A 12690-nucleotide genomic window follows, 5' to 3' on the forward strand; every position below is an offset into this window, starting at 1 on the left:
AGGGTAAGAATTTGGAAATATTCAAAGTAAGATATTGAAAAGACTAATACATATATTAAAAATCGTATTTCTTTTATTGCTTGCCGGAACTGGAAATGTTTCCGGACAGGCATACTTTAGAATAATATCCGGCATTCCACATCTTCCAATTATAGATCCGGCTTCAGTAACTTCTCCTGAAACCGGCATGATCGTTTTTAGTTCGGTTGCTAAAACACCTTTAATTTATACAGGTACAGCATGGGAAAGTTTTTGTACAGCTAACATCAGTAGTTCTACTGTTGAAGATTATTTTGTCGTTAAAGAGGGTATCCCCTATATTCCTGTTAATAATAATTATCCGGCGGGAACACCTGATGCAGGTTCTATTTATTACTCTACAGTCAACAGTTCGATGATGATTTACAGCGGGAGTATCTGGGCCAAATTAGCTGAAATTGGAAGTGGAAGTTTAAATGAAAGTCCTGGTTTTTCAACAGGTTTCGGACTTAAAACATGCAAGCTGCCTGTGTTAAGTGTTGATCCTGATCCTGCTACTGATGGATTGACTGCTGGGGCTTTTTTCATAAATACGCTGACAAAATCACTTCGCTTTTATAATGGTGCAAGCTGGCAGGACATAAGTTGTGGTGCCACTCTGACCACACTCAATCTTACTGACATAAAAATTACTACAGCCACTAGTGGTGGTAATGTAAGCAGCACTGGTGGATCTACGATTACTGCTTTGGGAATATGCTGGAGCCTTTCGGCTAATCCGGTTGTTTCCTTAAGCACTAAAACAATACAGCTTCCATCAGGAGATGGTCTGGGTAGTTTTAGTTCAGAAATGACTGGACTGTCACTGAATACAACTTATCATGTTAGGGCTTATGCTATTACAGCTGCGGGTGTTTCTTATGGTGAGGACAAATCATTTGTAACAGATTACTACCCTCCAACAATTATTACATCAGAAGCAACAGAAATTTTAAGTACTACTGCGATCAGTGGAGGTAGTATTACTTTCAGTGGAGGTGCAGATATCACAGCTAGAGGAATTCGATGGGGAACAGACCCAGACCCTAAAAATAATGCTAGTGCTATTGTAACTCATGACGGATCTGGAGTTGGTCCTTATACAAGTACCCTGACCGGATTAATGGAACTCACTACTTACTATATTCAAGCTTATGCAGTAAACAGTCGCGGTACTTACTATGGAAATATTGTCCAGTTTACTTCTCCTCCCGCAGTTGCACCCCTTTTGAGCTCCTCTGATATTTATATAAGTAATATCACCGATATATCAGCACTTGGTGAAGGGTTAATACTGAATAATGGTGGATCCGTTATAACTGAAAGAGGTATTAGCTGGAGTACGGATCATATTAATATTCAATATGCCATCTCTGCTTCGCAGGTAGATATTGGGAAATTTACTGCACAACTCACAGGACTGTCATCTGGCACTACCTACTTTGTACGTGCTTATGCAACAAATAAGGCAGGCACAGCTTATAGCACGGAAACAAGTTTTATTACCGCTTCCTATGTAACGCTTATTACAACTAATCCCTCCAGTATTACGGGTACCAGCGCCATTAGTGGAGGTATGATTTCCAATACAGGCCAAGCACAGATCACTTCCAGGGGTATATGCTGGAGTACTGAGACGGAGCCAACCACTACTCTCTCAACCAAAACAACACAGGCTGTTACAGGTGCTGGCACCGGTAGTTTTTCAAGTAATATTACCGGATTAACACCCGGAGTAAAATATTACGTAAGGGCTTATGCCATCAACTCGCACGGTACGGCTTATGGTGATGAATATGTTTTTACTACACTTGATCTCCCTGGTCTGACTACCACTGTCCCTTCCTCCCTTATGGATAATACAGCCATTGGTGGTGGAAATATCTTTAACGACGGAGGCTCTTCGATTACCTATCGTGGCGTCTGCTGGAGTAAGGAAGAAAATCCTCTTATTGGGGATAGTCACACCAATAACGGAACAGGAAGCGGACCTTTTACGAGTAATATAACGGGGCTAGAGTCAAATACGGTTTATCACATCAGAGCTTATGCCACAAATAGTACAGGAACAGCTTATGGTGCTGATCTGACATTTAGCATAGCGACAGAACTCCCTACAGTTATTACATCTGATATAACTGCAATTACAAATATATCTGCAATCGCAGGTGGAAATATAACTGGCAATGGTGGAGCATCAATTACCAGTCGTGGAATTCGTTTAAGTACCCTCCCAGATCCTGCTGCAGATTTAAATGCGCGAATTGTCAATAAAGGTTCAGGAGATGGTTCGTTTACCTCTAATTTAACGGGCTTGCTGGGAAATACCGTTTATTATATTCAAGCATTTGCCGTAAATTCATATGGTACAGGATATGGAAGTGTAAAACAATTTACAACACTTCAGGCTACAGCGCCTGTTCTGAGTTCAACTCTACCAGTTATTTATGGTATTAATAATAATACTGCTTTGAGCACCGTCTCCATACTCAATAATGGAGGTGCTTTGGTGACAGAATGTGGCATCAGGTGGAGTGTGGATGGATTAACGTTTGAGCATGCTGTGTCTCCAAATACAACGGGTATAGATATTGGTACCTTTATATGTAACATTAAAAGCTTAACTCCTGGAACAACATATTATGCCCAGACTTACGCAGTAAACAGCGTTGGGACTACTTATAGTGAGCAAGTGATTTTTGCCACAACATCATATACTTCGCTTGCAACACTTATAACCAGTTCTGCAACAAATATCACTGGAATAGCCGCAATATCTGGAGGCCATATCAGTGATAACGGTGATGCCCTGATCTCTTCTAGAGGTGTAATTTGGAGCACTACTCAAGAAAATCTGACAACTTTATTAACGTCTAAAACCATAGAGCTTGTTGATGGTGATGGTGTTGGGACGTATGTAAGTACTATCATCAATTTATCACCCGCTACCTTATATTATGTAGTTGCTTATGCAATTAACGCACATGGTACGGCTTATGGTAATGTAATCAGCCTGGTCACTCCTGGATATCCAACCCTGACTACTACAACAATCTCCTCTTTAACTGGTGGATCAGTAACTAGTGGCGGAAATATTACTTTTGATGGAGGGGCCTTTATAACAAATCGCGGGATATGCTGGAGTACCACGCCTGTTCCATTAATTACAGATTCGCATACTTCAGATGGAACAGGATCTGGCAATTTTATCAGTGACATATCAGGGCTTACCGGAAGTACTAAATATTATATTAGGGCCTTTGCCATTAATAGCGCAGGCACGGTATATGGCAATGAAATAAGTTTTAATACTGCTCCTGCAGGTCTTCCAGTACTTATAACTAGTCCCGCAAGCGACATCGGTGGAACTACAGCTATAAGCGGGGGTACAATACCATCTGATGGTGGTGCTCTTGTAACTAAAAGGGGTATTTGCTGGAGTACCAGTACTGGACCGATAAATACGGGAACCCATATTGATAGCGGTGATGGAAAAGGGGAATTCTCAGTCAATCTAACTGGATTAATACCTGGTACCAAATATTTTATAAGAGCCTATGCCATTAACAGCGTTGGGATCGTTTATGGAAATGAAATAACATTCAGCACATTTACGACTCCTACAATCACCACAGCTGCTATTTCGGCTATTAAAAATATTTCAGCTACTAGTGGTGGTTCAATTACCAGTGATGGAGGAACAAAAGTAACTAGCAGTGGAATTTGCTGGAATACTACTGGTTCGCCCGTAATAACCAGCAGTAAGACGACTAGCGGTACAGGTACAGGAAGTTTTATTCACTTTCTGAGCGGATTACTTGGGAATACCAAATATTATGTCCGGGCCTATGCAACTAATAATGCAGGAACAGCATATGGAAATGAATTGTCTTTCACTACTCTGGCAGCGGAAATTCCGGTATTGACTACTGCTTCAGTACGAAGTGGAATAAATGGAACCACAGGTTTAAGTGGAGGTACTGTTTCTAGTAATGGAGGAGCAGTTATAAACGTAACAGGCGTTTGTTGGGGTATTAATGCCGGATTTAATCCCAGCACAGAGTCCGTAGGCAAAACTATCCAAAGCGCAGCGGTTAGTTTTAGCAGTACCCTTACCGGCTTAATTCCTGGAACTACCTATTACGTACGTGCTTATGCAACTAATAGTGCAGGTACCGGGTATGGTGCTAATGAGGTGAATTTTACCACATTTACTACTCCTTCAATTACTACCTCTGTTCCAGAGGTTTCCTCCATAACCAGGAACTCAGCTATTTGTGGCGGATCAATACTAAATAATGGAGGTACACAGATAACAAGTAGTGGAATATGCTGGAGTAGTACAACTACTAACCCTACACTGAATGATGAATACACGTCTACAGGAACTAAAGGCATAGGTAGTTTCCTTCAAACAATCACCGGATTACTGGGAAGTACCACTTACAATGTCAGGGCCTATGCTACTAATAGTGCGGGTACAGCATACGGAGATGTAGTAATAATCACTACACTTCCTCCTGCTCCTGCTACTTTAACAACCAAGGCGCCTGTAAGCATGTCATCATCTACAGCTGTGAGCGGTGGCAATATAACAGATGATGGCGGTGGTATGGTGAGTACCAGAGGAGTTTATTGGAGTAGCACTGCAAATTTTAATACGGAAGATGCTACAACAAGTAAAACCGCACAAACTGGTTATTATAAGGGGAATTTTGAAGCGACAATGACTGGTTTAACCCCAGGAACTATTTATTATGTACGTGCTTATGTTATAAATAATGCTGGAATTTCATATGGAAATGAAGTAAGCTTTGTTATGCCGTCCCTACCGGTTATTTCTACCACGATTGTTTCCTCTATTAGCAGTAATACTGCAATAACTGGAGGTAATATAACTAGCAATGGTGGATCTGTTGTTACGGTAAGAGGAATTGTATGGAGTACTTTTGCAAATTTCGTTCCTGATATGATTTCGGGTCATGTCATTTCTAACGGTTACGGCAATGGTACTTTTAATAGCAGTATTTCAGGTTTACAGGGGAATACCAATTACTATGTAAGAGCATATGCAACCAATGTGGTTGGAACTCAGTTTGGTAACCAGCTGAGTTTTATTACAGATCCTTCCGGTTTAGCAACTTTGGTTACTTCAGCAGCAAGTAGTATAACAGGTACTACGGCTGTGAGCGGAGGATATATTTCGGCTAGTGGTGGAGCTCCAGTAGGTACAAGAGGGGTAGTTTGGGGTACAATGAAGAATTTCGATCCTGAAACAGCTGTTAACAAGACTGCTCAAACGGGTACAGGTAACGGAAGCTTTACTTCCACTTTGACTGGACTATCTGAAGGTGTTACCTATTATATCCGGGCTTATGCGATCAATAGTACAGGTACATCATATGGAAATGAATTAAGTTTTACCTCATTGGCTATTCCGTCACTTACTACAATTTTACCTATTACTTCTTCATCAGGTACTACAGCAAGCAGTGGCGGAATTATTATTAGCGACGGTGGTGCCTGGATCACCAATCAGGGAGTATGTTGGAGTACTAGTACGAATCCGACCAGCGGACTTTATACCCATACTAGTTCTGATGCCAGCACTGGTACAGGATTTACCAGTAAGCTTGTTGGTTTAACACCAAGCACCCTTTATTACATTCGGGCCTATGCAGTAAATGGATTAGGAACAGCCTATGGTAATGAATTGACTTTTACCACACCTGCAGCTTTAGCCACGCTTACTACCAGTATTGTTTCTATTACCTCAGAAAGTACCGCTGAAAGTGGTGGTGAAATAACTAATGACGGCGGATCTCCGGTAACAGCAAGAGGAGTCAAATGGAATATAGATCCGAATTTTAATCCGGACACAGAAACTACATCTAAAACCATTGATGGGACTGATATAGGTAGTTTTACCAGTTCGATTACAGGGCTAACGAATAGTGTGAGGTATTATGTCAGAGCCTATGCAACTACCAGCGTTGGTACAGCTTACGGTAATCAGGTAGATTTGGTTATATTTCCAACTTCTCCTATTTTAACTACTAAAGATATAACCGCTATTTTAGGTACCACAGCTAAAAGTGGAGGTGATATCAGCAGAGATGGAGGAGCTCCTATAATAAGCCGAGGAATAGTTTGGGATATTAATCACAATCCAACTATTTCGCTTGATACCAAAACTGTTGATAACACGAGTGCAAGTATTGGAAGCTTTACAGGTAATATGATGAGTTTACTCAAAAATACTCAGTATTACGTACGAGCCTATGCTACAAATAAAATTGGAACAGCCTATGGTTTGGAGATATCATTTTTAACAGCAACGCTTCCAACGCTTACCGCAACAACTGCGGCTACCGAAATTGCGGCTACTCATGCATTAAGCGGAGGTATAATTACTGATGATGGCAGGTCTGTTATAACTACTCGCGGTCTTTGCTGGAGCATGACTAGTAACCCTACCATCTCAGATTTAAAAACTGTTGATGTTACAAGTAGCGGTATTGGTATTATAAACGGGAGCATTACCGGGTTAAAACCAAATACACTTTACTATATAAGGGCATACGCTACCAACGCTGTAGGAACTGCTTATGGTAGTGAAGTCTCGTTTACTACGGTAGCTGTTTTATTTCCAGCTCTTACTACCAATACAGTTACTTCCATAACTAGTAGTGCTGTGAATTGCGGTGGCTTGATTACGGATGACGGTGGTATGCCAGTAACTGGAAGAGGGATCTGCTGGATTACTAATAGTAGCGTCCTTCCGACCACTGCCTTATCTACCACTACTTATAATAGTGTTGGGGGCATCGGGAATTTCACCAATGCAATTACTGGTTTAACTCCTGCTACTACATATTATGTACGTGCCTTTGCAATCAATAGCCTTGGTACTGCTTATGGTAATTTACAAACTTTTACAACCATGCCAGCTGTGCCTTCAGTTAGCATGGTTGCGGTAACAAATGTTACGATGTCTAGTGCTGAAGCTTCTGCTACCGTAACTGATAATGGTGGTGCTGCCTTAACTGATCGTGGTTTGTATTGGAATACGACTGGAATTCTTTTAACTTCTGTAGACAAGTCCATTTCTAACGGATATACAGGCACAACTGTAAGTGGAATACTTGCAGCTCTAACTCAAAGTACAAAATATTATGTATGGGCATATGCTGCCAGTAGTGCAGGTACAGGGTATAGTATTAAGCCAACAGTGTTTAGCTCACTTTCTTTAGCCTCCCTTACAACAACCAAACCTACATTGATTACGCGCACTACAGCAAGGACAGGTGGTAATATCATTAGTACAGGTGGTGCTACCATAACTGATAGGGGAGTTTGCTGGAGTACTTCAGCTCCTCCTACTATATCTCATATTCGTGTGTCAAGTGGCCCAGGTATAGTTGGCAGTTTTACTACTGATCTTTCCAGTCTAATGGAGGGTACAAAATATTACATACGGGCTTATGCGGTTAGTAATATGGGTGTCGATTACGGAAATCTGGACAGTATTTCTACACTTACTACAGCAACCGTTACCACAACTCCTGCTACATTAGTTGCAAGTGCTACAGCCACAAGTGGCGGTAATATTACTAATGATGGTGGCGTGTCGGTAACGGCTCGTGGAGTATGTTGGAGCATTACAATACCACCAATTGTTGATCAGCCAGGTACCTCAAAAACGACTAATGGTACAGGCATCGGCAGTTTTACTAGTGCGCTTACAGGCTTATCTCCGGTTACTACTTATTATGTCCGCGCTTATGCCACCAGCGCTCAAGGAACATCTTATGGTAATCTTGAAGTATTCACTACGTTACCAGTACCTCCTATCGTGACCAACCTTATGGTAGCCACACTGACAAATACAACTGCATCCGGATCAGCTACCGTAACCAGTGATGGTGGAGCTGAAGTAACTTCAAGAGGAATTTGCTGGAATACAACTGGTAATCCTGTTACCACCGATCATCTCTTCGAAGGAGGGGCTGGAATAGGAGATTTTGTAGGCGAACTTACTGATTTACTCGAAGGTTATACTTATTATGCAAGGGCTTACGCTACAAATAGCGGAGGGACAGGCTACAGCCCATTGGTAACAACTTTTAAAATATGTCCATCGTTTACGGTAACGCATATAGCAGGTCTGAATGGTGCTCCAGTTACAAAAACGGTTACTTATGGATCAGTTGGAACAAATATTTCTGGTACAATAGCTTGCTGGATTACCCAAAATCTAGGTGCTGATCATGAAGCTGTATCAGCTGATGATCCGTCTGAAGCCTCAGCTGGTTGGTATTGGCAGTTCAATAGATCTCAAGGTTACAGCTATGAAGGTTCAACCTATACTCCTTCAAATGCCTGGACCGCCTGGATAACCGGTATCAGTGAAAATATTAACTGGACTGCTGGTGACCCATGTGCTTTATTACTTTCAGCAGGCTGGCGCATACCAACATCTACAGAATGGAGTAACGCTGATGGCGCACCTCAAAATTGGGCAACAGCAGTAGATACTTATGCTTCTGTCCTGAAATTGCACCCTGCAGGCTATATGACTTACGATGCTGGTCTGTTGACTAACCGGGGTACTAGTGGTTATTATTGGAGTAGTATTCAGTATAATGCAGGAAATGGTTATGCATTGAACTTGGGAACTGCTAGCAGTGTGAATTATCCTAATAAGGCAGCAGCAATGTCACTTCGCTGTATCAGAGATGTTGTTGTCGCAACAAAACCCGCTGTAAGTAATGTAACAGTCCCAACTTCAACTATGACCGCTAGTACAGCTGAAGGCACCGCAACAGTAACTCCAGATGGTGGATCTATGGTAACGGCTAAAGGATTATGCTGGAATACTACTGGTACTCCAACAATTGAAGATAATCCAATATCAGGAGGGTCAGGAATAGGAGTGTTTACATCTCCCCTTACTGGATTAAAAGAAGGAGTTACTTATTATGTAAGGGCTTATGCTACAAATAGTGTGGGCACGGTATACAGTCCGCTTGTCACTAGCTTTAAGATCTGCCCTCCCGAATTTACTATTATTCATACAGCTGGTCTGAACGGTGCACCAGAGACCAAAACAGTGACCTACCATTCAGTGAGCACTAATATTTCAGGATCTGCTGCCTGCTGGCTTACCCAAAATTTAGGGGCCGATCAAGAAGCAATAGCAGTGGATGATGCAAATGATGCAGCTATGGGTTGGTATTGGCAATTCAATAAGGCTCAGGGTTATAAACATGATGGTACCACGCGTACCCCATCAAATGTTTGGACAGCTTGGATCACCAGTATCAGTGAAAACACAGGTTGGGCAGTAGCGAGTGATCCATGTAACTTACTCCTTTCAGGTGGCTGGCGTATCCCAACTTATACAGAATGGAATAATGCAGATATTCCACCACAAAACTGGACTACAGCCAGTGATGCGTACGCCTCAGTGCTCAAAGTTCACATGGCAGGCTATCTTGCAGCCGCAACTGGAGTGTTAACTACTCGTGGTACAATAGCCAACTACTGGACTAATAATTACTATAATGCAGGATTAGCCTATTCCTTTTCCGCGGGCATAAGCAGTAGTAATACGGCCGTTCCGGATAAGGCAAATGCCTTCTCGTTGCGCTGTATCCGTGATGCGATTGTGATAGGCAAACCTTACGTAAGCAATGTCACAGTGCCGACCACATCGATGACCGCTACTACAGCTGAAGGAACTGCAACTGTGTCGCTTGATGGTGGAGCAATGGTTTCTGCTCGTGGCTTGTGCTGGAATACAACAGGTTCTCCAACTATTGCGGATAGTCCAATTTCGTCTGGAACTGGTGTAGGTGAGTTTACCGTAACCCTTAGCGGGTTAGCAGAAGGGCTGACCTATTATGTACGTGCTTATGCCACTAACACTACCGGAACCACATACAGTCCGGACGTGACCAGTTTCAAAATTTGTCCACCGGCATTTACTGTGATCCATACCGCCGGACTAAATGGCGCTCCGGTTACCAAAACGGTAACCTACCATTCTGTAAGTACCAATATATCCGGTACTGCCGCCTGCTGGCTAACCCAAAACTTGGGTGCCGACCGTCAGGCACTATCTGTGGACGATAATACAGAAGCATCTGCAGGCTGGTACTGGCAGTTCAACCGTGTACAGGGATATAAAAATGACGGCACAACACGTACCCCGTCGAATGCCTGGACCGCCTGGACCACGAGTATCAGTGAAAATATCAACTGGACCACAAGTGATCCATGTACCCTGTTACTTTCAGGGGGCTGGCGTATCCCGACTCAAACAGAGTGGTCCAACGCTGATGCTGTTCCACAAAACTGGGGAACAGCTACCGATGCTTACGCATCAGTACTGAAACTGCACCCTGCTGGTTATATGGCTTATGATACAAGTATACTCACCAATCCGGGTACTAGTGGCTCTTACTGGGGTAGTATTCAGTATTCAGCTGGTAATGGTTATGCATATAATTTGGGCAGTAGCAGCAGTATTATAGCTCCTAATAAAGCTCAGGGATCAAACCTGCGTTGTATTCGTGATGCAATAGTAATAAGCAGACCTTTTGTTAGTAACGTAACGGTGCCAACCTCAACCATGACAGCAAATACAGCTGAAGGAACGGCTACGGTAACTGTCGATGGCGGAGCCGCAGTAACCAGCAGAGGCCTGTGCTGGAACACGACTGGAAATCCAATTATTGAAGATAATACTCTTTCTGCTGATACCGGTACTGGGACATTTACTTCTACGCTTGCTGGCTTAAAAGAAGGCATTACCTATTATGTACGGGCTTATGCCACCAATAGTGTAGGTACCGTATACAGTCCTGATATCACCACATTTAAACTTTGTCCACCAACCTTTACGGTCATTCATACTGCAGGACTAAATGGTGCACCAGAGACCAAAACAGTGACCTACCATTCGGTAAGCACCAATATCTCCGGATCAGCAGCCTGCTGGCTTACCCAGAATCTGGGAGCTGATCAGGAAGCAGTATCAGCATCAGACGTAAGTGAAGCATCTGCCGGTTGGTACTGGCAGTTTAATCGTGCACAGGGATATAAACCGGTAGGCACAAGTTATATACCGGATAATGCCTGGACCGATTGGAACACCAGTATCAGTGAGAACACCGGTTGGGCAGTCGCGAGTGATCCATGTACCCTGCTGTTATCAACCGGATGGCGTATCCCAACATATACTGAGTGGAACAATGCAGATGCTCCACCACAAAATTGGGGTTCTGCTGCTGATGCGTACGCCTCAGTGCTCAAACTTCATTTAGCTGGAATACTTTTAAGTACCGATGGATCATTAAGTAGCCGTGGAACAAGTGGAAGCTACTGGAGCAGTTCATATTACAATGCAGGTCTGGCTTATGCTCTCGATCTCAATGGTGGTAGTGGGATGGGTGTTCCAAATAAGGTTTTTGGCTTTCCACTTCGTTGTATCCGCGATGCAGTGACAATAGTAAAACCTAACGTGAGCAATGTCTTGGTACCAACTATTACAATGACTGCCACGACAGCCAAAGGAACAGCTACAGTGACTCCAGATGGAGGTGCACCAGTAACAGCACGCGGATTATGCTGGAATACTACAGGTTCTCCAACCATTATTAATAATTTAGTTCCAGCTGGTGCAGGTGTGGGCGAGTTTACAGCTACCCTTAGCGGGTTAGCAGAAGGGCTGACCTATTATGTACGGGCTTATGCCACTAACACTGCCGGAACCACATACAGTCCGGACGTGACCAGTTTCAAAATTTGTCCACCGGCATTTACTGTGATCCATACCGCCGGACTGAATGGCGCCCCTGTTACCAAAACGGTAACCTACCATTCTGTAAGTACCAATATATCCGGTACTGCCGCCTGCTGGCTAACCCAAAACCTGGGTGCCGACCGTCAGGCAACATCTGTGGATGATAATACAGAAACATCCGCAGGCTGGTACTGGCAATTCAACCGCTTACAGGGGTACAAACATAATGGTACAACACGTACCCCGTCGAATGCCTGGACCGCCTGGACCACGAGTATCAGTGAAAATATCAACTGGACCACAAGTGATCCATGTACCCTGTTACTTTCGGGAGGCTGGCGTATCCCGACTCAAACAGAGTGGTCCAACGCTGATGCTATTCCACAGAACTGGGCAACGGCTACCGATGCTTATAACTCCGTGCTAAAATTACATCCCGCAGGTTATATGGCTTACGATACAGGAGTGTTAACTAACCGTGGTACTAGTGGTTCTTACTGGGCCAGCATCCAGTATGTTGCAGGAAATGGTTATGCACTTAACCTGGGTAGCAGCAGTAGTGTGGTTGCACCTAATAAAGCTCAGGGATCAAACCTGCGCTGTATTCGTGATGCGATAGTAATAGGAAGACCTTCTGTTAGTAACGTAACGGTGCCAACTTCAACCATGACGGCAAATACAGCTGAAGGAACTGCAACAGTATCCCTGGATGGCGGAGCAGCAGTAACCAGTAGGGGATTCTGTTGGAACACAACTGGAAATCCGATAATTGAAGATAATACAATAGCATCAGGCACTGGTACTGGTATCTTTATTTCTACACTACCTGGCTTAAAACAAGGTATTACCTATTATGTACGGGC

The 12690-nt window shown here is 43.3% G+C and carries 1 protein-coding gene; it reads left to right on the forward strand.

Translation table 11 applies throughout. The features are described from left to right. Positions 1–34: 34 nt before the first annotated feature. Positions 35–12690, forward strand: a 12656-nt coding sequence (locus BFL47_RS16035; RefSeq protein ID WP_139125846.1) for a fibrobacter succinogenes major paralogous domain-containing protein, incomplete at its 3' end; no start/stop codon positions are given.

It is taken from the genome of Arcticibacter eurypsychrophilus (assembly GCF_001730525.1).
GTDB lineage: Bacteria > Bacteroidota > Bacteroidia > Sphingobacteriales > Sphingobacteriaceae > Arcticibacter > Arcticibacter eurypsychrophilus.